The sequence below is a fragment of the Paenibacillus sp. FSL R5-0887 genome (assembly GCF_038002305.1).
Lineage (GTDB): Bacteria > Bacillota > Bacilli > Paenibacillales > Paenibacillaceae > Paenibacillus_AQ > Paenibacillus_AQ odorifer.
In genome coordinates, this window is the sequence record NZ_JBBOCE010000001.1 from 506,095 (window position 1) to 529,840 (window position 23,746).

A 23,746-nucleotide genomic window follows, 5' to 3' on the forward strand; every position below is an offset into this window, starting at 1 on the left:
TATGTTTGCAAAACACTCCATCGGGTAACTATAACTAAGGAACAAAAAAAGCAAAGCACCTGAGGAGGATTTCACATGTCCAATCACACACAAGATGAAGCGGAAATCCGCAACAAGGAAAATAAAGAAGGCGATTCATTAGCTGAAATTAAGAAGATGGAGAACGGTGTAGACATCGAGCCAGAGGCAGATGAGTGGGTAGCCAAACCTGCTGAATCCTCACACCCAGATCCGCTTCCCGATAATTTGGAGTAAATGATTCGGAAGACAGGCTGTCCTTTAGGGGACAGTCTGTTTTTGTTGATGAATATAGTAAGTATTGTATAATAAATAAAAGTACAACCTCATCAGAGTGTTTTCTCCAAGTTCGTCTTAGCTTTTCGCAAATTTCACAGATCTTTGCCAACAGGGAGGAAATGGAATGCGTAGTCGGAATGAGAACAGCCGTTACCGGCAAAAACGTGGTGAGGCTCTAGCAGGAAACTTTGAGAAAAAGTACGGTTCAAACTTTGGCGTACGCAGTGAGCTTAAGATGGATGCACTGAAGAAACCAAACGACGATCAGTTGCTGACGACACCTCATGAAGAAGAGCCTAAATAATTAGAAGGTAACAAGTGGGAGACTTTTACTCCTGGAATTCTAGAATGGAGGCATAACCTTTTGGGTTATGTCTTTTTTTGTGCGCATATTTCCAGAACGATCAAGACATAATAGGGCCGGATGGACAACTAAGAAAATAATGACAACGGGAGGCGAGATTAGGTCATGATTATTCCTATATTTTCGTTAAGTGGAGATATAGCAGTTACTGTGGTGGGCCAATACTTTTTTTATTTTATGGTCTATTCCTTTTTAGGTTGGGTATTGGAAGGGACCTATAATTTATACAGTAATGGAAGCTTTCGCAAAGAAGGATTTCTAAAAGGTCCATTTAAGCCGATGTATGGCTTTGCTCCACTATTGCTATTGATTGCTAGAGATTTGACGCTGCCACTTCCGCTTTTCCTATTTCTTGCGCTAATCATTCCTTCTGCTGTGGAATTTATAAGCGGTTGGCTGTTAAAAACGGTATTCCATAAGCAATGGTGGGATTACTCAGGAATGTCTTATCAACTGCAAGGGCATATTTGCCTGCGTTTTTCTCTATATTGGTGGGGGCTTTCAGTAGCTAGTGTGTATGTAATTCAGCCGCTTATGGAGCTTTTATATTCGGGTGTTCAGCCTATTTGGAAATTCGTGCTTCCGATCGTGGGGTTCTACTTTATGGCGGATTTATTATGGACCTGCTGGAGCCGGTATCGGATGGAGAAAACCCCTCAATATCAGAAATAATGGTTTTCTATATGTGTACTACGAGTCTTCTTTTGTGTATCAAGCACAAACATTTCGTGGACAGGCATTTCGATATTGCATATCCGTTTCTAGTCATAAATAATATAGCAATATATTAAATACTAGACGGACTGGTGGCGATAACGATGACAGGGAAGATTCTAGTGAGCGCATGTCTGTTAGGGTATAAAGTACGTTATGATAATGGCGATGTTCCGTGTCTCGATGCCCGATTCCTAAAGTGGTATGAGGAAGGGCGTTTTGTCCACATTTGTCCAGAGGTAGTGGGAGGTTTGCCAACCCCTCGTCCTGACGCACAGCGGCAAGGAGATCGGGTAGTGACGGGGGCAGGCGTCGATGTTACGGAGCCATTTATGAAGGGGGCTCAAGCCACACTAAAGCTGGCTAGGGAGCATCAGGTTGCATTAGCTATTTTAAAACAAGACAGTCCTTCATGCGGAAGCCTGTATATTTATGATGGAACCTTTAAGGATACGAAAGCACCGGGAGAGGGCAACACTACGGAGCTGTTGAGGAAAAATGGGTTTAAAGTATTTGGCGAAGATCAGCTGGATGAAGTCGAGCAGGAACTCGCACGTACGGACGGGCAGGGCATTCTTTAAGTAATAAATAGGCTGCAGGATACATAGTGTGTATAAGGGGAACGAAGCAGTGTCCTTGGGAGAGGAAATGCCGTCCGATGAGCCATCCTTCATTTGGGATAGGAGGCGGACGCAGATGAGTATTGATCAGCTCATTGCTTTGCTCGTTCTTGTCATTATGATCGTACAGCTTGCTGGCACAAAAGGTAAACACTAAGACTCACCTCATTGTAACTGCTTCCGGAGCTCAGCATTTTTTGAGTTCGGAAGCTTTTTTTGTCCACGGCTATGCATATTGTGAAATCTAAAGGATTCCTTCATAGTGATGTCTAATATACATATAGTGGGTTTTTGGGAAGTCCAAGGAAAGAATTTAGGGGGAACTATGAAATTTAGAACATGGATAATCATTGTGCAGTTATTTATGATTGCTGTGCTTGTAGGCGTGTTGGCGGCCGATCTAGGTGAGACAGGCTCAGATGAGTCTAAACATGATGATATTTTAATACATTTTGATCAAAAAGATTTAAACAGGATGAAAGAAACCGTTCAAAGGTTTAGTGAAGGTAAAGGAGATAACCTGATGTTGATTGAGCCAACCACGGATAGTGGACGGTTAATTCATGATTTCTATTCTAATGGTAAAGAGCTTCATTGGGTAAAGGATGATACAAGAGATGCATGGAGTAGTAGTCCTGGGAAGATCGAATATGTATGCCAAGCGATTGAACTAATAGAGACAGGTGAGCGGTTTAATGTCGAGTTATCTCAATGTAATGTTCAGCCAGACGGTGAGAAAATAAACGTGATCAGCTTTTTAAAAGAAAGATTATAAACCCATTTACGGAGAGGATGGATGATCAATATGCCGATGTCTGAGTACTATCAAGGGATTCGTGGGAAAGTGGGCTCAGAATTATTAATGATGCCTTCCGTAGCTGCAGTAGTAAGAAATAAAGAGGATGAGATTCTGTTCATCCGCAAGCCAGGAGAATCTTTGTGGGGATTGCCTGCGGGAGCGATTGAGCCAGGGGAGCGTCCCGGAAGAACCTTACGCAGAGAGGTATATGAAGAGACAGGGTTGATGGTTCATCCTACGTCGATTTTAGGTGTTTTTGGTGGAGCGAAATATAGATACGAATATAGTAATGGCGATCAGGTAGAATATACGGTTATTGTATTTGAGTGCTCTATCATCAGAGGAACGCTTAGAGCTATAGATGGGGAGATCGAAGAATTTAAATTTTTCAAAGAGAACGAGCTGCCAGAGATTGCAATTCTTTATCCTAGAGAGATTTTTATAAAAGACCGAGAGAAGACTGCAACGATATTTGAGTGACTGAGAGGAGTGCCTCATGAAGACATACATTTATATGGTTAGACATGCAGTGTCACCTTTTGTATTAGGGAATGAGCGGGAACGGGGATTATCCGAAAAAGGACACGCAGACGCTTATAGAATCAAAGAGCTTTTGGCGGAGGAGAAAATTACATATTTTGTATCCAGCCCATATAGACGAGCCGTAGAGACAATTAAATATTTGGCAGAAGCTTCGAACCAAGAGATTGAACTGTATGAAGAACTCAGAGAACGAGCAATCGGAAGTGCCGAGATTGAAATCAGTGAAGATGATTTTCTGCAGGGCATTCGGACATCGTTCAGCGACAAGCAATATAAAATGCCGGATGGAGAGAGTACCCAGGAAGCACAAGAGCGTGCAATTCCTGTTATCAAGCAATTAATTCAACAGCATAAAGGCGGAAAAATCGCATTAGGTACGCATGGGAATATCATGACCATTATCCTGAACTACTTCGATAAGAAGTATGGATATGAGTTCTTTGAACAAACGTCCAAGCCGGATATTTATAAGCTGGAATTTGAAGAATTGGAGCTTACCCATGTGGAGCGGCTGTGGGACTCCGAAGTGCTGAACAGATGAAATATTTTATAAAGCTGAATGCACTAAGCGTACTTTATGCCTTTATGTTGTTTGTTGTAATAGAGCTGCCATTGAATATTTATCGAATCAGCAGAATTTCCGGCTTGGAGCTGGGAAAAGTAGATACCTTGCTGTTTATCTTCAAGCTTGTTTTATTTTTATTATCTTCTATAGTATTTATTTGGCTTACAAAAAAATATTTGAGCGGAAAAAAATCCATGTATTTCACTACGATCCTATGGTTTCCCTATTTGATTCTATTCATTAGTTTATTCGCAACCTGGTTCCCAATCACAGAACCTGCAGATAAACCTGCACCGGTAACAGGACTGATCATAATAGGGGCCATGATTATTTATCCGTTTTATATCGCAATGATTAGTATTATCGCAAGCATCAATTTTAAGTCAGAAGCTGGATAGAGGTTGGAAATGAGGATCAATGATCTGAAAGAAAGACTTTTTTATATTTGTATCTGCCTCGTTGTTATTGTATTGGGGTTAAGCACTAGAGTATTCACGGATCAGCTGCCTTTGTTTGTATCTAGACATTTCGGAGATGCGCTTTGGGGCAGTATGGTTTATTTTATGTTTCGGGTTCTACTGGTAAATCAAAAGCTAAGGCTCGCCTTTGTATGGAGTTTGGTGTTTAGCTTCGGCATAGAATTTAGCCAGCTGTATCAAGCGGAGTGGATCAACAGCATCCGTTCTACAGTATTGGGTGGTCTAATTCTCGGAAAAGGATTCCTGTGGATCGACCTTGTTAGATATTTAGTGGGCATTGCCCTTTGTTATGGATTGGATCAATACTTTCACCAAAAGGTGCACCGAAATAATAAATAGTGTTTATTGGAGAGGAACCTTTAAATGGTAAATAGTTTGATTGTGGTATGCTTGCTTACGATGATTATTCACACGGCAGAAACCTTATCGTATTCGGTACGATACGCCGGAGTGAAGCTGAACAAGATAGCCATTGCGTTATCTCTCACAGGCATTATTGTTCTCGTCTCAAGAACTGCAAATATGATCCAAGCTCCACTGACGGCTAAATTCGTAGATTATGCCAAAATACATTCCGATTTTCCACTTCTTAATTACTTGAGAATTATATTATTGGCTTCTTCATTAGGGACTTTAATTGCCATTGCTGTGTTCCCTACCTTTGTAGGCTTGTTTGGGAGAATCATCTCTAAGCTTGAAATCGAAGGTTCTATCCCAAAACTGCTTACCAGTGTGACGATCGGGCAACTTAAGAACACAAGAAAATACATAAGAAAACCAAAAGTGAACTTATATAACTTCAGATACCTGGGGATTCCTAAACGTTTTATTGTGATGAATGTTTTTGTTACAGCCTTTTACACCGTAGGTGTCATATCATCTTTGTACGCTGCTCATCTAATGCCTCAATATAGCACGACTGCTTCTCAAGCTTCCGGACTGATTAACGGTATGGCGACTATTCTGCTGACCATATTTATCGACCCACAGCTTGGTCTTATTACCCATAAGGCTACTGAAAATGTAGAATACCGTGATCAGCTAGGAAAAATATATGTGGTATTGATGGGTTCACGATTTGTAGGCACTATATTTGCTCAGCTCCTAATTGTGCCTGCAGCCCAATTAATTAGTATGTTAGTGAAGCTGATTTGAGCCGGTGGGGGCGAATCATAATCATTAGGGAAGTTTAGATTCTGCTGCTCGTAGTGCTAGCGAAGTCTTCTGTTCCCAGCTGTAAATATTCTGCTGCATGGAATGAATTCGTTTCATTTGCTCATAGGATGATTTCAATTCTGTGGCGGCTCTAACTGCATCTCCTTGCTTAACAGCTGCTTTATATTGTTTGTCAGCTTCCGCGCGTACTTTCTGCGTGGCAGCGAGATTCTTACTCTCGGCAGTTATTTGTTTCTTTAAAGCAGTGATGGGTGCCAACGCATCTTTGACGGGTTTAAGCTTAGCAGCGGTTTGCTTGCGAGCGGCTGCCAAAGCGGTTGTCTTTGTCTTAATTTCGGCTCGGGCGAGGGTTACAGCAGCCTTTAGTTTATTACGCTTCAGGTCCAGCAATGTGACTGTTTTCAAGTCTTTAGCTTTCTTGGCTGCGGTAGACTGTTTACTGAGTGTGCTGTATTGTTCCAGAAGGGGAGCATGTTTCTTCTGAACTGAGCTAGCTTCTGAAGATAAGCGGCTTAACAGTGCTTGATCTGTTGACTGTATGACGGTACGAATAGATTTCAGAGCGTCATTATTCTGTTTGCGTAACTTCTGAATTTTTGAGTTATCTGTCTTGAGGGTGGCTTGAAGCGCGGTATAATTACCATGAAGACTGTTAATGTCATCCAGCGCGGAATCCCAGCCAGTAGCAGCAGACACAAGTGTGAGGTTACAGGTTAAGAAAGCTGCTACCAGTACTACTTGAGCCATCCATTTTAAATCCCTAATTCTGAAAATGTTCGTTCTACATCTGACGGTGTTTTTTGGCTTAAACATTCCTCTCAGCTCCTTAATGAATTAGTTAATATACGCAAAAAAGCACCTCCAAGATAGGCATTGACGCCTGTCTTGCGAGGTGCTTCTCCCGCACAGAAATATAAAAGATGCTCTTACTATAACTTGAAATTAATGGATAGTCAATGAATAATAGAACATTTGTGCTTGTTTTTGTAATTGTGAAATACAAAGGGGAGTAAATATGAGTTCACATCTAGAGTATGGGCACGATCGTGTGGCCCTGATTACCGGAACCTCCAGTGGATTTGGACTGCTGACGGCGCTCAAATTAGCTGGACAGGGGTTTAAGGTGATAGCAACCATGCGTGATTTAAGCCGTAAAGGCGAGCTGGTGCAGCAGGCAGAACAGGCAGGAATTTTAAAGCAGCTTCATTTAATGACCATGGATGTAACTGACAGCGATTCTATAGAGACAGCAATATCTTCAGTACACGAAACATTTGGAAGAATTGATGTTCTAGTCAATAATGCAGGTTTTGCCATTGGCGGTTTCATAGAAGAAATATCTATGGAGGAATGGCGGCGGCAAATGGAGACGAACTTTTTTGGATTAGTGGCTGTGACAACAGCTGTGCTGCCCATTATGCGAGAACAGCAGAGCGGCACGATTATTAATGTGGGAAGTGTAAGTGGATTATCCGGATTTCCAGGTTATGCGCCTTATGCAGCTTCTAAATTTGCTGTTGAAGGCTTCAGCGAAAGCCTGCGTCATGAAATGTCCCCTTATGGAATAAGGGTGGTATTAATTGAACCGGGCTCCTTCCGAACACCGATATGGGGAAAAGGCATGGAGCAAATTCGACGTAAGGAGGATTCTCCGTATAAAGCGCGTCTTGACGCTGTGCTACGATATTCCAAACATACTGCTGAGACAGCGCCTGACCCTAGTCAAGTGGCTAATCTTATCGGTCGTATTACCGAAATGAAAGCACCACGGCTACGTTATCCTATCGGCAAAGGTACGCGAATCTTAATTTTAGGCAAAACGCTGCTTCCATGGAAGTGGCTGGAGAGAATTATTGCGAAAGAATTGAGGTGATAGGATGGAGTCATCCATAAATTTAACAATCATTAAACTAATAGGTTATGTGTCCAGTTTGATGACCGTTTTTTTATGGCTAATTTTTATATTCATCAATCCTTATGCTGAGATTACGAATCGCTCCACTCTTGTGATTAGTATAATCATGTTGTTATTACCGGCGGGGTTATTAGCAATAGGTGTCTTTTTAAACAGAAGTCGGCTAATGCTGCTTGCATTTATCTGGAGTTTTCCCTACAGTTTATATATGTTATTAACACCCGGAATCTTTAGGTTGTTCGGGATTACGAGTCTAATGTATTTACTTTGTTTTGTGTTATTTAGAATGAACAAGATTAGATATTGAACAAGGATAGAGGTGTGCCGATGCTAGAATCGTCCGGAATCCATATCTGTTTCAACGCAGATGGCCGTGAAATAGAAATCCTCGATGTTACTCCATTTGGCAAAGATAAATTTCGAATTGAAGAGACACCGATTTTTAATCCGGCTGTTACAATGGGAGATATTATACAGGTGAAGGAAGAAAATGGAGTCTATTATTACCAAGAGACTGTTCAGAAATCTCCTTTCAAAAGATACGCTTGGCTGCTTAGTAAAGAAGCTGTTGATTCAACGGCCATTGCAGCTTTTAAACATAGAATTATAGAGAATGAAGGCAAATGTGAGTTGATCTTTGGCGGTTTGTTCGTCATTCATATTCCTAAGAATACTTCAATTGATGTTGATGGGGAAATGAATCGAATTATTGAGCGGTTCGAGATTTAAATACTAAGGAAAAAATGCTGCGTCATGAAATGCAAGGAAACTTGCACATGATGACCGCAGCATGGAGAATAGAAGAAACGCTTTTTATTTTATTTCTTCCATAAATGTCTTAAAATTTTCGGCGATTTCTTTTGATTTGGTATGGTGCAGATAATGTCCTGCATCAAGTTTTACCAATTTTCCTTGTACGGAATTTTTGACTTGCTCTTCATGCAATGATATCCAATCTTTTAAGAGAGTATCATCCCCTTGAACAAAGAGCAAAAGGGGGAGATCCTTTGGAAAAGTTGAATTTAGAGCCCCTTTATAATTAGAAGACATATGTTCCACTTCATTTAAGTTAGTGTAATTATAAGTGTTTCTAAGCGTAAGCAATCTCAATTGTTCTTTAGTTTCATCATCAAACGGCAATTCAGCATAGGGATTTCCACTTGATTTAAATAACAATCTGCCCAAGCCTGATTCTCTAAGTAGTTTTAATTTTCCTGTTGGTATTTTAACACCTATTCTGTCTTCCGTTGCAATACTATTATCAATCCCGACAAATGCACTCACTTCGTTTGGATATTTGTTCACATAATTCAAACTGTACATACCGGAAATAGAGTGTGCCATTAGAATATAACGGTCAATATTAAGCTGCTTTACAGCTTCGTGAATTTCACTCACAATGTTTTCTGTGGTTCGCTCTTTTTCAGTTCTATCACTTAATCCATAACCGAAAGGCTCAATCACGACAACTTTGTAAAATGGAGATAGTTCATCTATTAACAGCTTAAAATCAAGTCCCGGTGCCACCGTTCCATAACCAGGTAAGAGCACGACTGTCTCTTCACCCTTTCCTTGAATCAAAACGTTCATATTTTTACCATCGACGCTTACAGACTGACCATAGGGTTTTATTTTAGCTTGGTCCGATTTATTGAGGAAAATATTAGCGACAAAAACAGTCACTAGAAAAAGTACTATTGCAGTAGCTAAAGCCCCTAAGGAAATAAGTATAATTTTCAGCGGTTTATTCATCCTTTTTTTAATAACCTCTTCTTCTGGTTTCAATCGCATCTTCTCCTGTTCTAATCGCTTTATTCTAGCTACCTTAATGAGTTGCTAAAGAAAGCTTACCCGATGAAGATGAACTATACATGACGACAATATGAACTGAATATGAACCAGCTAAAAAAGTTTGACTCTATAATATGAATGTGAGGTGAGCAATAATGTTGAAATTTATGAAGCAATGGTTGCCGAGTATTGTGATCGCAGTGGTTATTTCTTTGTTTGTTAGAACCTATGTTGCTGAAGCCATGAGAGTTCCAACGGGCTCTATGATCCCAACGATTCAAATCAATGATCGCTTAATTGTTGAGAAAATGTTATGGATGACCACACTGGAGCATGGAGATATTGTTGTATTTACGCCACCTGTAGCTGGTGATGAGAATAAAAGATATGTAAAAAGGCTAATGGGGCTGCCTGGAGATACCTTGGAAATTAAAGATGGCGCACTTTACCGAAACGGAGCGAAGGTTAACGAACCTTACCTCAATGAACAGATGGATTACACTTTTGGACCGGTTACGGTACCCGCCGATCATTATTTTTTTCTCGGAGATAACCGGAATATAAGCTATGATGCTCATCTGTGGGATACTCCATTTGTGTCGAAGGATAAGTTGATTGGGAAAGTAATCGCTGAATTTAGCAATCCCTTTTAGGTAGTGTGTAAGACGGATAAATGTAAGGCTTAATCTCTAAAAATAGATTTAGGGGTGCTGAAGTCGCGGGGGTCTTTTGAACTAACCGAGTGCTTTAATGAGTCTTTAACCATATTGTTACTTTGGAAGAATTTAGCTATCCTTAAGGTAAAATATACCTACATATAGTAAGGGGTGCTGAATTTTGAAAGCTCATGTCACAGATCTCAAACATGGCGATTGTCTAATCACAGATACATTCAATAGTGTTGGCCTACACGTGCTTCCGAAGGGGACAGTGGTCTACGGAGAAGAAATCACCATCCTGATGAGGCATCAGATTGATTATGTCGATATTGAACCACGCATGATGGTGCTGGATAATGAAGAAATGAATGTGGCACAAGGGATAGATGGTAATTTTGATCAAGCCATCCAAAACTATGAATCTATATTTCTGGAAGCACTCAGCAAGGGTAGCTTTACGCAGTCGGATGTTGATAATACGCTGCAGCCATTGCTGGAGAAATTGGATGAACAAAAGGATGTCGTTTCTTTATTATTGCTGCTGGAACGTGATGATATCAGTACATACAATCATTCATTGCAGGTCGGACTGTTATCGTTTTACATAGCGACTTGGTTAGGTCATACAAAAGCCGAAAGATTTGAGATTAGTAGAGCTGGTTATTTGCACGATATCGGAAAAAGCCAGATTGCTCCACATATCTTAAATAAGACGGATAACTTAACTCCCGAAGAATCAGAAGAACTAAAACGTCATACTACGTATGGATACGACATTATCCTTAAATCGATGAATGACGAAAAGACCGCACTAGTGGCGCTTCAGCATCATGAATTCGAGGATGGTACAGGTTATCCTAACAATCTCCGTAAACAGGACTTGCATCCGTATACGCAGATTGTTGCTGTTGCAAATACTTATGTAGGCATGACCTTAGGAAGAGCGAATCAACCAAAACAAGGCCTGATTAACGTTCTGCGCAAGGTACATGAGCTTGGATTTGGCAAGCTGAATGGAAATGCGGTACAAGCTCTGATCGGACATTTATTGCCGAATTTTGTGGGTAAGAGCGTTCAGCTTAGCAATGGTGAGCAAGGTACGATTATTATGAATAATCCGTTGGATATTTTCAAACCTCTGGTAAAAATAAATGAGACTACGTTCAGAGACTTATCTAAAGAGCGTAATTTGACTGTTGAAGAAGTATTTATTTAACGAATATTTTTGTGGCGATAAATAGGAGGCTATCTCCCTGATCCGTAAAATCAGGGGATAGCTTTTTTGTGTTATAATCGAAATTGGGTTAAAAACCCTTCAATATGGAATAGGAGAGTGCTTATCGTGATTATCAAATTCATTCGTTTACGTTAATTTGAGGTGCAATTCAATGATGACATCATCCATTTTTTTGAAAATGTATTGAGTCTTATTTAACTGTGCATTCATTGATAAAATTCGAATGAAATGAGGAATGAACAATGAGCGAAAAAATAGTAAAAGTAACCGGAATTGATATATGTTCGGAAAGTTTTGGAAATCCTAGCAATCCTGCGATATTGCTGATTATGGGTGCCACCTGTTCTATGGTTTATTGGGATGAAGAGTTCTGTCAGCGATTAGCAGATACCGGACGTTACGTTATTCGTTATGATAACCGGGATGTCGGACGTTCCGTTGTTTATGAGCCTGGGAGTTCCAATTATACCGTGATGGACATGGCAAATGATGCTGCTGGGTTACTAGACGCCTATAATATAGAACAGGCAAATATCGTTGGAATGTCCTTAGGCGGAATGATTGCGCAAGTCCTTGCTACACGTCATCCGCAAAAAGTTCTAACCTTAACCTTGATCGCATCAAGTTTTTTCGAATCTGACGATAATGATCGGAACTTGCCTCCTATGGATGAGCGGATCCTCGCATTCCATGCAAATGGAGCAACACTGGATTGGTCTAATGAGGAAGAGGTAGCCAATTATTTGGTTTCAGGTTCCGGCATACTCTGTGGTTCAAAACATAAATTCGATGAGAAAAGAGCGTATAAACAAGTAAGGCTGGAAATAAAACGTGCCAACAACTTGCTTAGCATGTTTAATCATTCTCTTCTTACAGGGGATGACGGCTACGAGGGCAAGGCAAAAAATATCATGGTTCCTACCTTGGTTATCCACGGCACAGAAGACACGGTGCTTCCTATAGAGCATGGCTTGGCGCTTGCGGCGGAAATTCCTGATGCGTCGCTTCTAACCCTGGAAGGAACGGGCCACGAAGTCCACCCGGATGATTGGGAAACAATAATCAAAGCCATTTCGAATCATACTTTAGGCGGTAAAGCTTAACAGGGCTTAAAGAGTAAAATAAAGAAGGGCTACAATTCGGTCTTGCCGATTGTAGTCCTATTTTTTTAGGATTACTTCGTCCCTAGGAATTAAATCGCTTCACTAATTTTTCTTTATGTGCAGTAAAAGCCTCTTCTAAAGTGATGCCATATAAGTCAGCTAACAATGCGATATTTCCGAGAACATCCCCGATTTCCTCAATCAAGTCGTTTTTCAGTTGCTCTGGAGTACGAGTCGATTCATCCGGTCGATCTCTGCCGATTTCATAGGAGCGTACAGCTCGAGCGACTTCACCGGTCTCTTCCATTAAGAATCCGACTCTTATAAAAGGACCATAAGTAGTCCAGCCTCGTTCTCCATAAAAATGATTAATCCATTTCTGCACATCATTAATTTCCATATTATGTAGCACTCCTTAATCTTTCACATGATTTATACTCCAACATATAGTATATTAGATAGCGGACATTATCAATATATAGTTTGGAGATGAGATTTTGAAATCAATATGTGTTTTCGCAGGATCGAATTTAGGGGTGCATGAGGATTATAAAGCTAAAGCTGTTGAACTTGGTAACTACATGGCTATGCATAATTATCGTTTAATTTACGGTGGTTCAAAAATCGGATTAATGGGTGAGGTCGCTAATGCTGTTTTGAATGGTGGAGGCGAGGTAATTGGGGTAATGCCTAGAGGATTATTTAATGGGGAAATGGTACATAGAGAGTTAACGCAGTTGATAGAAGTAGAGGATATGCATGGCCGTAAAGCAAAAATGGGAGAGCTGGCAGATGGCTTTATTGCTTTGCCTGGAGGGTTTGGAACGTATGAGGAGCTCTTTGAGGTTTTGTGCTGGTCACAAATTGGCATACACAAGAAGCCGGTAGGGGTTCTAAATATCAGGAATTATTTTGATCCTCTGATGAATCTGATACATAACAGTATCCAAGAAGGCTTCTCTAATTCTTCGCATCTAAGTCTGCTAAACGTATCCAACGAGCCGTTGGAACTCTTGACTCTTTTGAAGGAGTATGTTCCGCAAACGCTTGAGCAAAAGTGGAAACAGCTCAACTGAATAATGAAACTTTCAGTTTAATGATCGGGTACTCGGGTACACTGTGATCTGGACGTAAACCAACCGAAATCAGGCATTAGTTTCTCCATGACCTTTACCGCTGAGCGTTCGGACTCAGAAGGCGTTATTTGCACTTAGGTTACTTTGGGTTCTCGCGCGATTTGAACTATCCCCCATGCTTGTGAACACACTTTTCCGATGGATCGGACTCAGCTGACCTTATTTCTCCATTTCGAACGTTTTAGGCGAGCTATCGGACTATATTGCAGCTATTTACTCATAACCACACCGATTCTGCACTGTTACATGGTGATAAGAGCTATACGGTCCGATACTTCTGTAAAAATGACCAAAAAGCGCAAATAGCTGCAATACGGTCCGTAACATATTGAGGGGCTTTGGCTAGTTTGGTTATTTGGGTTACTTTAGTTTCTTGGGCATCATGGGTTTGGTTCTTAGGTTTATCTCCGTTTGAGGAGGGTTTCGGACTCCAGTGACGTTATTTCTTATGAAGAGGTTCATATTTTGTGTTTTTTTTGCCAATAGCGATTATGGAGTCCGATAGCATCCCGATTATGGGATTATACTGTGTATAAGGTCAACTGGGTCCTATAGCGACTTCGCAAGCGGATTCGCGGCGCAAAAGGTACGTAATCAAACGAAGTGTGAGGTTTGGATTATGGCTACATTACCGCTGAATTTGAAATTCACTAGTGGATTGGCTATGATAAATATAGAGAAACGCTACAAGAGGAGAAATGAGATAATGACCCCCGAGAATCAAATCGAACAATTTAAGAAGCTTAAGCACGATATCACTCGTTTCATGTTAATTTATAAATTTGCATTGGATGAGATGGAAACGAAGATTGAGATCCTAAAACAGGAGTTTCAGTCTCTGCATGATTACAGCCCAATTGAACATACCAAATCGCGTATTAAGTCTCCAGAGAGTATCATGAACAAGATGCTGCGCAAAAATGGTGAATTATCGCTGGATTCAGTGAAAAATTGTATTAAAGACATCGCTGGTCTGCGGATCACCTGTTCTTTTATTTCTGATATCTATCATGTTAGTGAGATGCTTCAGAAGCAGGATGATCTAACGGTCCTTGAGGTAAAGGATTATATTAAGAACCCTAAACCTAACGGATATCAGAGTCTTCACTTGCTGATTCAAGTCCCTGTTTTTATGTCCGATCGCCAGGAGCTTGTCTGTGTAGAAGTTCAAATTCGTACCATTGCTATGGATTTCTGGGCAAGCCTCGAACATAAAATCTTTTATAAATATAATAAATCAGTACCTGAGAGTATGACTCGTGAACTGAAAAATGCGGCGGATGCCGCTCATGCCCTTGATCTGCAAATGGAGCGTCTGCACCGGGATATAAAGGAAATCAAAGACGATGATGAAGATGATCTTAGCTCCTTCGAGGAAGAGCTTCGCCGTATAGTGGTTCATAATAAGCAGTTCACACTTCCAGCTAACTTTATTAAACTGCTTGACGACAAATAAGCTGTTTTGTCCGCCTAGAGTTATCCGTTTCCTTTCGGGTGACTCTAGGTTTTTTTCTTGTATACATCATTGCTATAGATAACTAGAATAGAGTATTCTCAACTAGAAGAGAATGGTTACTTCAGCTTCATCATTTTTACATAAAAGGAGAATGAAGATGAGCGAGCGTACACTTCGCACCATTACTGTGAATCAAATCGGATATCCGCTGGATGGACAAAAGATCGCAGTATTTACAGGTACTGAGCATGATTTTCAGGTAGTTGATGTTGATAGTGGGACTATTGTGTTCAAAGGTAGTTCAGATGCTGGAAGATTTGATAAAGCCAGTGGAGTAACTTTGCACACAGGTGATTTCTCGGAAGTCAATACTGAGGGAAGATATCGGATTGAGCAGGGCGAGGGTGTAGCTTCGGCATCCTTTACAATCTCAGATCAGCCTTATCATGAGCTTCAACAGGGCTTGCTGAAAGCTTTCTATTATTATCGCTGTGGCGTTGAGTTGACTGAAGAATATGCTGGAGATTGGAAGCACAAGGCGTGCCATACCGCAAAAGGGATTGTATATGGGCAACCGGATCTTCAACTAGACTGTTCGGGTGGCTGGCATGATGCAGGTGATTATGGAAAATATAGCGGTCCCGGAGCGAAAGCTATCGCGGATATGCTGCTTGCCTATGAATTATATCCCTCGGCTTTTGTAAGCGCTATCCCATTGCCTGAAAGTGATGGATCTACGCCAGATGTGCTGCTGGAATGCAAGGTGGAGCTCGATTGGTTGTTTAAAATGCAAGACTCCGCAACAGGTGGTGTATACCATAAATTGACTACGTTAAGCTTTCCTGGTCTGGATGTTATGCCTGAGGACGATACAGCAGATCTGTACTTCTCACCAATATCTGCTACTGCAACTGGGGATTTTGCTGGTGTTATGGCTATGGCTGCAAGAGTGTACAAGCCTTTTGATGCTGCTTATGCGCGGAAATGTCTGGATGCTGCGGGGGCAGCATGGGAATGGCTTGTACAGCATCCAGATGTACCCGGTTTTACGAATCCGCCTGAGATTAGCACTGGAGAATACGGGGATGGAGTCGATAAGGACGAGCGGTATTGGGCAGCGGCGGAGCTGTATCGTACGACAGGGAAAGAGGAATATCATCAAGCTGTTCTGCAGCTAGTGCAGCTGACTTTTCCAAAATACAGTTTAGGCTGGGGTGATATGGGGGGCTATGGCACTATTGCTTATCTGTTAAATGGTGAAGAGCAGGCAGACCGTGCTTTATATGCCTCGTTAAAAGAAGGGCTTGTTGCTGAGGCACAACGATTAGCGGAACAGAGTCGTGAGGAGGGCTATAGGATCTCCTTAAAAGAGGAGGACTATATCTGGGGCAGCAATATGCTAGTAATGAACAATGCAATGCTGCTGCTGGCGGCTGAATATTTTAGTGGAGACTCCGGTTTTGCGGACTGTGTCTTAGATCATCTACATTATCTGATGGGGCGTAACGTTCTGGATATCAGCTATGTTACCGGGTTTGGGGATCATGCCGTGATGAATCCGCATCATCGCCCTTCTGTAGGTGACCATGTGGCTGATCCGGTGCCGGGATTGGTGTCAGGGGGGCCAGATCGTGGGCTGCATGATGAATATGTAGTTGAGCATTTACAAGGAAAACCAGCTGCGCAGTGCTTTGTCGATCATGAGCTTAGCTATTCTACGAATGAAGTGACGATCTATTGGAATTCACCTGCGGTGTTTGTTGTGGCCCGGTTTAATCAATAAAATGCAATAGTTCGAATAGAGAAAGACGTCCTGAAACTGGATGTCTTTCTCTTTTTTATAGCTGAAATGCTATAATACTAGACGGTATGCTATTTTAGCGGATGGTATTAGGAGGTAGGGGATTGAGTAGTATTTTTGAGATTCAGAGACTTGCAAAACTTAACTGGAAAAGTAACGAGCAAACTTCGAAATATCTTTTCTCGGAGATCTCCGCAGACATAGCTGAATCGGACCGCATCGCATTGATTGGTGCCTCTGGCCAAGGGAAAAGTACACTCCTTAGAATCCTGGCTCTCTTGGATGCTCCGGATGAGGGAGATATGTTGGTAAAGGGGACTTCATATAAAAGTATGGATGCGAGATTATGGAGGATGAAAATAGGGTTTGTAGCACAACAAGCGGTCATGCTGTCTGGCAGTGTGGAGGATAATTTAAGAACTGTCAGCAGACTGCATGACAAACCTTATGATCTTAAACTAGTGCAGCGACTAATTGGGCAATTGGGGCTGGAGCATTTGGATTTAAGCAAAAAAGCGGCAGATTGTTCGGGTGGTGAAAAGCAGCGGATTTCTTTAATTCGGTCCTTGCTGCTCCGACCTACGGTATTATTGCTCGATGAAATCACCGCTTCGCTCGATGTCAACAGCACTCAAATGGTTGAAAAGCTACTAGAGGATTGGCATAAGGAAGAAGGCACTTCGATGATTTGGGTCACTCATGATCTTAAGCAGGCGAGCAGAATAAGCACAACTACATGGTTTATGGGAAAAGGCAGGTTGGAACAGCATGTGAGCGAGTCTTTTTTTGCTGAATCTGCGGAAGAATTGGCTAAAAGGTTCGTTCGGCCTTCGGAAGGAGCGTCGTTGTTATGAGTTATACAGCACTAAGTTTCACGCTTCTGTTTGTATTAGGGACAATGTTGGTCTCCGTGTGGCAAAAGCTCGGACTGGAAAAAGATATCATTGTAGGCACAGTGCGGTCGGCCATTCAATTGCTTGCGGTGGGGTATGTGCTGCAATTTATTTTTAAATCGGATCAGATCATTTATGTAATTGTGATAATACTCTTTATGATCAGTGTAGCCGCATGGAATGCAGCCAAAAGAGGCAAAGGCTTGCGCGGATTAGTCTGGAGAATTGGACTGGCGATTGCTACTATGGAACTGCTCATGATGGGCATTCTGCTCAGCTTACATATCATTGAGGCTACGCCACAATATATCATTCCGATTAGCGGCATGACCATTGGCAGTGCTATGGTGGTTTCAGGGTTGTTCATTAACCATATCAAGCATGAAATTCAGCAGAGCAAAGGGGAGATTGAAACGTTGTTGTCTCTTGGCGCAACGATCCCACAGGCGATCCAGGAAGTTAGAAAAAGATCTGTAAAATTCAGCATGATTCCTACCATCGACGGTATGAAGACGGTTGGGCTTGTTCAACTCCCTGGAATGATGACCGGAATGATCATCGCGGGCGCTGATCCTGTAGTAGCTGTTCGTTATCAGATATTAATTGTGTTCTCGTTCACTGCCTCTGCTGCCATAACGAGTATGCTGCTCAGTGTACTGAGCTACCGACTCTTTTTCACGCCGGATCTAAGGCTCAAGCAAATAGTGGAGCAAGGCTAAGCCTATTTCTCACAAGCGATTCCGTCTTTGTCACGGTCGCTTTTTTTATTGGCATTATAGAGTTCTTTCGATACGTAGGGTTTGTATTTAGTTTTGCCGCCTTTGTTCTTGGTTGAGCTGGAAATGGCAACTCCACCTTTGTAATCTTTGTTTAGCTCCGTGCAGTTTTTGTAGGTTTTGACCTTGGATTCTGCGCTTGCTGTATTCAAGGTAGCGACGGATAGAGTGAGTAGCAGGCCTGCTGCTAGACAAATGTTTAAGATTTTTTTCATGGGAACACTCCTATAAAAATTTAATGAAATTGCTGGTTGTGTAGTATCATTGTATTTTATATTACCAGTTTAATTCATTGAGGTATACATTATTGGGAAAATTGGAAACGGTGTACATATTTATGGGTGAGGTGGGGGAATAATTAGATTCAATTCACATGTAGTGAACAGGCTACGAATGAGGTGATTCTAATTAGCAAAATGAAAATGGCGACTGCCCTAATTGCGGGATTGTTGCTTCTGCCGGGAATGGCTATGGGTGCATCAGCTCCCGTTACTATGACTCACGTTAATGGAGAACTGTTATCGGCTATGCCCAAGCCAGCTCCGGAGTCTAGGCGCATTATATTACCTTCTGCAATTCAAGCATCAGAGCTATACGGGTTCGGATTACAGCATCGGAATGCCTCGATTCAGTATTCGATCTTCTCTAAAGATTTCAAAAAGATTATGTATCCGCGGTTTGTTGAACTAAACTGGGTGACGGGTGTCTCCAGCCCTTGGATCACGAACTACGAGGTCACTAAAGAAACGATAATTAACAAGAACTCAGAGGTCATAGAAATGCGTTTGGATACTGCGACTTCAAGTGGACCAGCACCTTCTATACTTTTGACAATCTCACTTGTGCAAGAGAAGAATAGCTGGGTGATTACCGGAGTGACATCGGACCCCGAGCTGCCGCGTGGCGGATTGCCTAGGAAGTAGGTTGGTTATGGATAGGAAAAAGAGCAAGCGTAGTAGGGGGGGCCCATACGCTTGCTCTTTTTTTGATTCGAAAGCACATCGTTTAGTCCACGTGGTCTGTTTTTCTACAAATGATCAGTGACAATGTCAGCCCAGGGTGGCAATGCCAACTCAGCGTCACAAATCATCAGCTTACGTTGGTGATTATTTAAGAAACCTCGCTTCACAGATCGTTACGGACCGTATTGCAGCTATTTTTGCTGCACTGCACGATCGTTACGGACCGTATTGCAGCTATTTTGGCATTATGGTCGTCCTGGCGAGAGTTTCGGACTGTATGGCTCTTATTCCCCTGAAATCACGCATTATAGGAGTACATTTGGGTGAATAGCTGCATCTGAGTCCGATAGCAAGGCTAAATCGCCGAAATTATGAAAATAAGAGCTCCTCGATCCGATCACCGCCAAACTCTAGTGTATTTAAAGTCGCAATGTTCAGCTCAGAGTGACAATGCCAGCTCAAAGTGGCAAGGCTAATTCAGCGTCACAAATCATCAGCCTAAGTTGGTGATTACTTAAGAGACAGTGCTTCAGACATCGTTACGGACCGTATTGCAGCTATTTTAGCATTATGGTCGTCCTGGCGAGAGTTTCGGACTGTATGGCTCTTATTCCCGTGAAATCACGCATTATAGGAGTACATTTGGGTGAATAGCTGCATCTGAGTCCGATAGCAAGGCTAAATCGCCGAAATTATGAAAATAAGAGCTCCTCGGTCCGATCACCGCCAAACTCTAGTGTATTTAAAGTCGCAATGTTCAGCTCAGAGTGACAATGCCAGCTCAAAGTGGCAAGGCTAACTCAAAGTGGCAAGGCTAACTCAGAGTGACAATGCCAGCTCAAAGTAGCAAGGCTATCTCAGAGTGACAGTGCAGCTTAAAGTGGCAAGGCTAACTCAGCGTCACAAATGATCAGCCTACGTTGCTGATTACTTAAGAGACAGCGCTTCAGACATCGTTACGGACCGTATTGCAGCTATTTTAGCATTATGGTCGTTCTGGCGAGAGTTTCGGACTGTATGCTCTTATTCCCCTAAAATCACGCATTATAGGAGTACATTTGGGCGAATAGCTGCGTCTGAGTCCGATAGCAAGGCTAAATCGCCGAAATTATGAAAATAAGAGCTCCTCGGTCCGATCACCGCCAAACTCTAGTGTATTTAGAGTCGTAATGTTCAGTTCAGCGTGGCAATGCCAGTTCAGAGTGGCAAGGCTAACTCAGAGTGACAATGCCAGTTCAGAGTGGCAAGGCTAACTCAGAGTGACAATGCCAGCTCAAAGTAGCAAGGCTATCTCAGAATGACATAGCCCAGCTCAGCGTCAGTAGTCTAGCTTGCTCACAAAGTGCAGCTCGAGCCGCCAGCTCAGCTCACATCGCATAGCCCAACTCACATCGCATAGCCCGGCCCAGCGTCATCAGCCCGGCTCGCATCGCATAGCCCAACTCACATCACATAGCTCAGCTCAATCACCAGCTCAGTGCCAAAAACCCCAGCCAAGCCACAGAAGCTACCTAGATTATCCAGCTGTTAAGCGACTAATCTCTTCCCGCCTTCACCATTAATTCCGCCAGCATTTTGGGTTCGGTTCGAACGGTGGTCATGTGATCTCCTTTGCCCTCGATGAAGCGGAAGATGCCTAAATGACTAGATTGTGTAGGGTGGAATCCGTATGGACCTTGCGGTATCGCGGTGTCCTCCGTTAGATAAAGGTAACTTTTAGGGATCTGGAGACTGTAAAATTTCTTGAGATCAAGCTTTTCGAAAAGTGGACTTGCTGGCTCAGGAGGAGCTTGTTTATAAAAAGCTTGCGCTTCCGCAAGACTGGCGGTGTTGACGAATGTATCCCGGAAAAGAGGGAAAGGGAGCGTTATGGTGTTATTGCCGGAAGTATCTCTCAGCTGTTCAAAGTACTTCAGCGAATCAGCTGGAAATTGGTCCGCCACACTTTGCCCATCCAGCGGTACGAAGGCGTCGAAGAATACCAGACGTTTGATTCGATCCGGTACCTGCTGAGAGACGGTTTGGATCACCGAACCACCAAAGCTATGTCCGAGCAGAATGATATCCTTTAAGTCTTTTTGCTTGATATAGTCGACAACAGACTGTGTGATTTGCGCATGCGTTACATTATTGTTTTTGTCCCCGCCATGTCCGGCATATTCCGGAGTATAGACGGTGTGCCCTAAGCTGCGAAGTGCGGCGGCCGTTTGATCCCAAAAACCAGCAGTAGCCCAAGACCCATGAACTAGAACGAATGTAAGAGGCGCTTGTTTCGCTGCTGTTTTGTTATTGGCGGCCTCAACTGTGGAGCTAAGATTCATAGGCTGGAAACCCATAATTGTAAAGACAGTGATACATAAAGCTAACACTATTTTTGTGCGAATCGATTTCATACTGTGCCTCCTATGTGGGGTGAGAGTGTAATACTTAGAGGATGCCCCGTTTAGAAAAGAAAGATGAATTTTTATCAGGAGTAGTGAATCTCCGCACCTAGGCATAGGCAAACGCATATCTTGTGTTTAGGGAAAGCAAAAATTTATAGCAACAGAAAGGTAGGAAAAAAAGTGACTTCATACATGGACTATACGTCCCCCAATACAGAGTTTACTTTTGATGTGAACACTAATACACTTTTTAAAAAAGATGCCAACAACTTCATTAACTTGCTGTCGGTTAAACAATTGAATACGCTCGAGAACATATCACTGCTGGATATTTTTCTTAGCAAATCAAATGTGGTTGAACCTCATTATCATCAAAATGCTGCAGAGCTTGTATATTGTATCTGCGGTTCAGCGGTAGTGTCTTTAATCAATCCGTTCACAAATGAACTTCTGCATTTTCCGATTTGTCCGGGTCAAGTGGCAAATGTGCCGCAAGGCTGGTGGCATTATGAGATAGCTACTGTCGATAATACACATCTGCTCGCGATTTTTGACGCACCTATTCCTGAGGTTATCTTAGGTTCGGATATTCTTAGCAAAACCCCGGCAAATGTATTAGCCCATACTTACTGCTTAAATGAAGCTAAGGTAAAAGAAGCTTTAGCTCCAATCAAGCCTGGAACCTTTATCGGCCCTCCTGCTGACTGCTGCGAAGAAGATAAAGTAATGGGCAGCAGCAATATGGCTCCTAATATGGCCCCTAACATGGCTCCAAATATGCAAGCCAATGTTAAACCAAATATGCATCCTAATATGCAGCCAAATATGAATCCTTACGCTCATATGCAGGCGCAACCCATCCCGATATCTTCACAAATGCCTCCAGCTACACAAGCCTTTAATTATCAGCCTTACCCGATGCAAGGGTACTATACGCAGGGTTATGATCAGCATTATCGCCAACAACCCTATGTACAGCAGCAGCCGCATTACCAATATCCGAATAACCAAGAGTAAACTAAAAAAACCTCCCGGAACTCTAGATTCCGGGAGGTTTCGTTATTAAACCTAGGATAAACGGACAAGTACTCTTCCTCTAAGGTTTCCTTGTAGAATATCTTCCAATGCTTGCGGTAGCTCGTTTAACGTGACTTCACGATCCACGAGGTTCTCCAGCAGACTTGGCTTCAGATCGCTCGCCATCCGTTTCCAAGCCTGCTGGCGAAGGTCTGCAGGACATTCCACAGAATCTATGCCGAGAAGGTTAACGCCCCGAAGAATAAACGGAAGTACTGTAGTTGGAACTGAAGTGCCTCCGGTTAAACCACTTGCAGCTACAGAACCTCTGTAGGTGATTTTACTCAGAACTGCGGCAAGGGTGTCACCACCCACCGAATCTACTGCGCCTTGCCATAATTGTTTGTCCAAGGGTTTGCTGGCGCCGCCAATGACCTCTTCACGTGAGATCACGTCTTCGGCTCCTATACCTCTAAGGTAATCGGCAGCTTCGGCGTTACCTGTGCTTGCCACTACGCTATACCCTTTTGCGCCAAGCATGGCAATAGCAGATCCACCTACACCGCCGGTAGCGCCTGTTACAAGTATTTTGCCTTTGTCCGGGGAAACGTCATGATCTTCCAGGGCTAGTATGGACAAGGCTGCTGTCAGTCCTGCAGTACCGTAGATCATAGCTTCTTTAAGCGTCAGGCCTTCTGGAAGGGGAGTGATCCAACCTGCGGGAATACGAGCGTATTCGCTAAAGCCACCAAAGTGTGATACGCCAACACCATATCCTGTCGCAATGACTTGCTGCCCTTTATGAAACCGCTCGTCTGTGGAAGATACCACAATACCGGATAAATCTATCCCTGGAATAAAGGGATATGTTCTTAGAATTTTACCGTTTGGAATACTGGCTAAACCGTCTTTATAGTTTACACTGGAGTAAGCAACCTTAATTACAACCTCTCCAGCTGGCAGATCCTCTAGGGTAACCGGTTTAACAGCTACGGAGAAGGATGATTCTGTTTTGTCGACAACTAACGCTTGAAATGATTCTGTCATAAGTGTGAGCTC

29 protein-coding genes and 1 pseudogene are annotated in these 23,746 nt (G+C 42.5%); 24 read left to right on the top strand and 6 right to left on the bottom strand.

From position 1 onward, the window contains the following. Positions 1-75 precede the first annotated feature (75 nt). The 11 genes from MKY14_RS02180 (at position 76) to MKY14_RS02230 (ending at position 5,536) form a co-directional block, all read left to right on the top strand. Positions 76-255: a hypothetical protein gene (locus tag MKY14_RS02180; protein ID WP_076305409.1), complete on the top strand. Its 180-nt coding sequence runs from the start codon at positions 76-78 to the stop codon at positions 253-255. A 166-nt stretch (positions 256-421) separates the two neighbouring features. Continuing rightward, positions 422-601, top strand: coding sequence for a hypothetical protein (locus MKY14_RS02185; RefSeq protein ID WP_076280322.1), 180 nt, complete (start codon positions 422-424; stop codon positions 599-601). Positions 602-766: 165 nt separating this feature from the next. After that, positions 767-1,333 carry a putative ABC transporter permease gene (locus tag MKY14_RS02190; protein ID WP_036689784.1) on the top strand — a complete coding sequence of 189 codons (567 nt, stop codon included), beginning with the start codon at positions 767-769 and terminating at the stop codon, positions 1,331-1,333. Positions 1,334-1,479: 146 nt separating this feature from the next. Then, complete coding sequence (locus MKY14_RS02195; protein ID WP_076280321.1) at positions 1,480-1,956, top strand: DUF523 domain-containing protein; 477 nt, start codon at positions 1,480-1,482, stop codon at positions 1,954-1,956. 49 nt (positions 1,957-2,005) lie between these two features. Further along, positions 2,006-2,152 (top strand): hypothetical protein, encoded by a 147-nt coding sequence (locus MKY14_RS02200; protein WP_155288116.1) that lies wholly within the window; start codon positions 2,006-2,008, stop codon positions 2,150-2,152. Between the two features lie 168 nt (positions 2,153-2,320). After that, positions 2,321-2,770: a DUF4362 domain-containing protein gene (locus tag MKY14_RS02205; RefSeq protein ID WP_076130343.1), complete on the top strand. Its 450-nt coding sequence runs from the start codon at positions 2,321-2,323 to the stop codon at positions 2,768-2,770. A 30-nt stretch (positions 2,771-2,800) separates the two neighbouring features. Next, on the top strand, positions 2,801-3,274 hold the full coding sequence (locus tag MKY14_RS02210; RefSeq protein WP_076130372.1) for an NUDIX domain-containing protein: 474 nt from the start codon (positions 2,801-2,803) through the stop codon (positions 3,272-3,274). Between the two features lie 16 nt (positions 3,275-3,290). Then, complete coding sequence (locus tag MKY14_RS02215; RefSeq protein WP_340034340.1) at positions 3,291-3,878, top strand: histidine phosphatase family protein; 588 nt, start codon at positions 3,291-3,293, stop codon at positions 3,876-3,878. After that, the gene (locus MKY14_RS02220) at positions 3,875-4,300 is read left to right on the top strand and encodes a hypothetical protein (protein ID WP_076130341.1); all 426 of its coding nucleotides are present in this window, start codon (positions 3,875-3,877) and stop codon (positions 4,298-4,300) included. The genes MKY14_RS02215 and MKY14_RS02220 overlap by 4 nt, the downstream gene beginning before the upstream one ends. Before the next feature lie 9 nt (positions 4,301-4,309). Then, positions 4,310-4,720 carry a ribosomal maturation YjgA family protein gene (locus MKY14_RS02225; RefSeq protein ID WP_076218742.1) on the top strand — a complete coding sequence of 137 codons (411 nt, stop codon included), beginning with the start codon at positions 4,310-4,312 and terminating at the stop codon, positions 4,718-4,720. Between the two features lie 24 nt (positions 4,721-4,744). Then, complete coding sequence (locus tag MKY14_RS02230; RefSeq protein ID WP_036689792.1) at positions 4,745-5,536, top strand: lipid II flippase Amj family protein; 792 nt, start codon at positions 4,745-4,747, stop codon at positions 5,534-5,536. A gap of 24 nt (positions 5,537-5,560) precedes the next feature. On the opposite strand, the gene MKY14_RS02235 is transcribed toward MKY14_RS02230, so the two are convergent. Continuing rightward, complete coding sequence (locus MKY14_RS02235) at positions 5,561-6,304, bottom strand: hypothetical protein (RefSeq protein ID WP_076193905.1); 744 nt, start codon at positions 6,302-6,304, stop codon at positions 5,561-5,563. Between the two features lie 268 nt (positions 6,305-6,572). Between MKY14_RS02235 and MKY14_RS02240 the strand changes: the two genes are divergently transcribed. Continuing rightward, complete coding sequence (locus MKY14_RS02240) at positions 6,573-7,430, top strand: SDR family oxidoreductase (protein WP_076130339.1); 858 nt, start codon at positions 6,573-6,575, stop codon at positions 7,428-7,430. A 369-nt stretch (positions 7,431-7,799) separates the two neighbouring features. Beyond that, the gene (locus tag MKY14_RS02245) at positions 7,800-8,201 is read left to right on the top strand and encodes a DUF4265 domain-containing protein (protein WP_076130337.1); all 402 of its coding nucleotides are present in this window, start codon (positions 7,800-7,802) and stop codon (positions 8,199-8,201) included. A gap of 84 nt (positions 8,202-8,285) precedes the next feature. Here MKY14_RS02245 and MKY14_RS02250 read toward each other — a convergent pair whose 3' ends face one another. After that, on the bottom strand, positions 8,286-9,263 hold the full coding sequence (locus MKY14_RS02250; protein ID WP_076187003.1) for an alpha/beta hydrolase: 978 nt from the start codon (positions 9,261-9,263) through the stop codon (positions 8,286-8,288). A 155-nt stretch (positions 9,264-9,418) separates the two neighbouring features. On the opposite strand from MKY14_RS02250, the gene lepB reads away from it, so the two are divergent. The 3 genes from lepB (at position 9,419) to MKY14_RS02265 (ending at position 12,262) form a co-directional block, all read left to right on the top strand. Then, positions 9,419-9,916, top strand: coding sequence for a signal peptidase I (gene lepB, locus MKY14_RS02255; RefSeq protein WP_076130335.1), 498 nt, complete (start codon positions 9,419-9,421; stop codon positions 9,914-9,916). A gap of 184 nt (positions 9,917-10,100) precedes the next feature. Next, the gene (locus MKY14_RS02260) at positions 10,101-11,138 is read left to right on the top strand and encodes an HD-GYP domain-containing protein (protein ID WP_076130334.1); all 1,038 of its coding nucleotides are present in this window, start codon (positions 10,101-10,103) and stop codon (positions 11,136-11,138) included. A gap of 263 nt (positions 11,139-11,401) precedes the next feature. Beyond that, complete coding sequence (locus MKY14_RS02265) at positions 11,402-12,262, top strand: alpha/beta fold hydrolase (protein ID WP_076280317.1); 861 nt, start codon at positions 11,402-11,404, stop codon at positions 12,260-12,262. An 82-nt stretch (positions 12,263-12,344) separates the two neighbouring features. Here MKY14_RS02265 and MKY14_RS02270 read toward each other — a convergent pair whose 3' ends face one another. Further along, positions 12,345-12,662 carry a MazG nucleotide pyrophosphohydrolase domain-containing protein gene (locus MKY14_RS02270; protein WP_076130332.1) on the bottom strand — a complete coding sequence of 106 codons (318 nt, stop codon included), beginning with the start codon at positions 12,660-12,662 and terminating at the stop codon, positions 12,345-12,347. Between the two features lie 97 nt (positions 12,663-12,759). Here MKY14_RS02270 and MKY14_RS02275 point away from each other — a divergent pair, with 97 nt between their 5' ends. From MKY14_RS02275 to MKY14_RS02295, 5 genes are all read left to right on the top strand, one after another. Beyond that, positions 12,760-13,338, top strand: coding sequence for an LOG family protein (locus MKY14_RS02275; protein ID WP_076193859.1), 579 nt, complete (start codon positions 12,760-12,762; stop codon positions 13,336-13,338). A gap of 766 nt (positions 13,339-14,104) precedes the next feature. Continuing rightward, entirely contained in the window at positions 14,105-14,854 is a 750-nt protein-coding gene (locus MKY14_RS02280; RefSeq protein ID WP_076130330.1) for a GTP pyrophosphokinase, read from the top strand. Between the two features lie 157 nt (positions 14,855-15,011). Next, positions 15,012-16,637, top strand: a complete 1,626-nt coding sequence (locus tag MKY14_RS02285) for a glycoside hydrolase family 9 protein (protein WP_340975681.1) — start codon at positions 15,012-15,014, stop codon at positions 16,635-16,637. Positions 16,638-16,759: 122 nt separating this feature from the next. Then, positions 16,760-17,509, top strand: a complete 750-nt coding sequence (locus MKY14_RS02290) for an ABC transporter ATP-binding protein (protein WP_254847623.1) — start codon at positions 16,760-16,762, stop codon at positions 17,507-17,509. Continuing rightward, a complete protein-coding gene (locus MKY14_RS02295; RefSeq protein ID WP_076309132.1) occupies positions 17,506-18,267 on the top strand; it encodes an ABC transporter permease in 762 nt (253 codons plus the stop codon). The genes MKY14_RS02290 and MKY14_RS02295 overlap by 4 nt, the downstream gene beginning before the upstream one ends. Before the next feature lie 2 nt (positions 18,268-18,269). Here the strand turns inward: MKY14_RS02295 and MKY14_RS02300 are convergent, their stop codons facing one another. Then, the gene (locus tag MKY14_RS02300; RefSeq protein ID WP_076187014.1) at positions 18,270-18,539 is read right to left on the bottom strand and encodes an excalibur calcium-binding domain-containing protein; all 270 of its coding nucleotides are present in this window, start codon (positions 18,537-18,539) and stop codon (positions 18,270-18,272) included. A gap of 201 nt (positions 18,540-18,740) precedes the next feature. Between MKY14_RS02300 and MKY14_RS02305 the strand changes: the two genes are divergently transcribed. Both MKY14_RS02305 and MKY14_RS02310 read left to right on the top strand, forming a co-directional pair. Further along, the gene (locus tag MKY14_RS02305; protein WP_036689814.1) at positions 18,741-19,247 is read left to right on the top strand and encodes a hypothetical protein; all 507 of its coding nucleotides are present in this window, start codon (positions 18,741-18,743) and stop codon (positions 19,245-19,247) included. 142 nt (positions 19,248-19,389) lie between these two features. Continuing rightward, positions 19,390-19,617: a hypothetical protein gene (locus MKY14_RS02310; protein ID WP_143763946.1), complete on the top strand. Its 228-nt coding sequence runs from the start codon at positions 19,390-19,392 to the stop codon at positions 19,615-19,617. A 1,204-nt stretch (positions 19,618-20,821) separates the two neighbouring features. Here MKY14_RS02310 and MKY14_RS02315 read toward each other — a convergent pair. Beyond that, positions 20,822-21,679, bottom strand: coding sequence for an alpha/beta hydrolase (locus MKY14_RS02315; RefSeq protein WP_081391977.1), 858 nt, complete (start codon positions 21,677-21,679; stop codon positions 20,822-20,824). Positions 21,680-21,850: 171 nt separating this feature from the next. Between MKY14_RS02315 and MKY14_RS02320 the strand changes: the two are divergent. Continuing rightward, positions 21,851-22,438: pseudogene (locus tag MKY14_RS02320) on the top strand (cupin domain-containing protein); the annotation flags it as partial. 300 nt (positions 22,439-22,738) lie between these two features. On the opposite strand, the gene MKY14_RS02325 reads toward MKY14_RS02320, so the two are convergent. After that, positions 22,739-23,734, bottom strand: coding sequence for an acrylyl-CoA reductase family protein (locus tag MKY14_RS02325; RefSeq protein WP_340975683.1), 996 nt, complete (start codon positions 23,732-23,734; stop codon positions 22,739-22,741). Positions 23,735-23,746 lie beyond the last annotated feature (12 nt).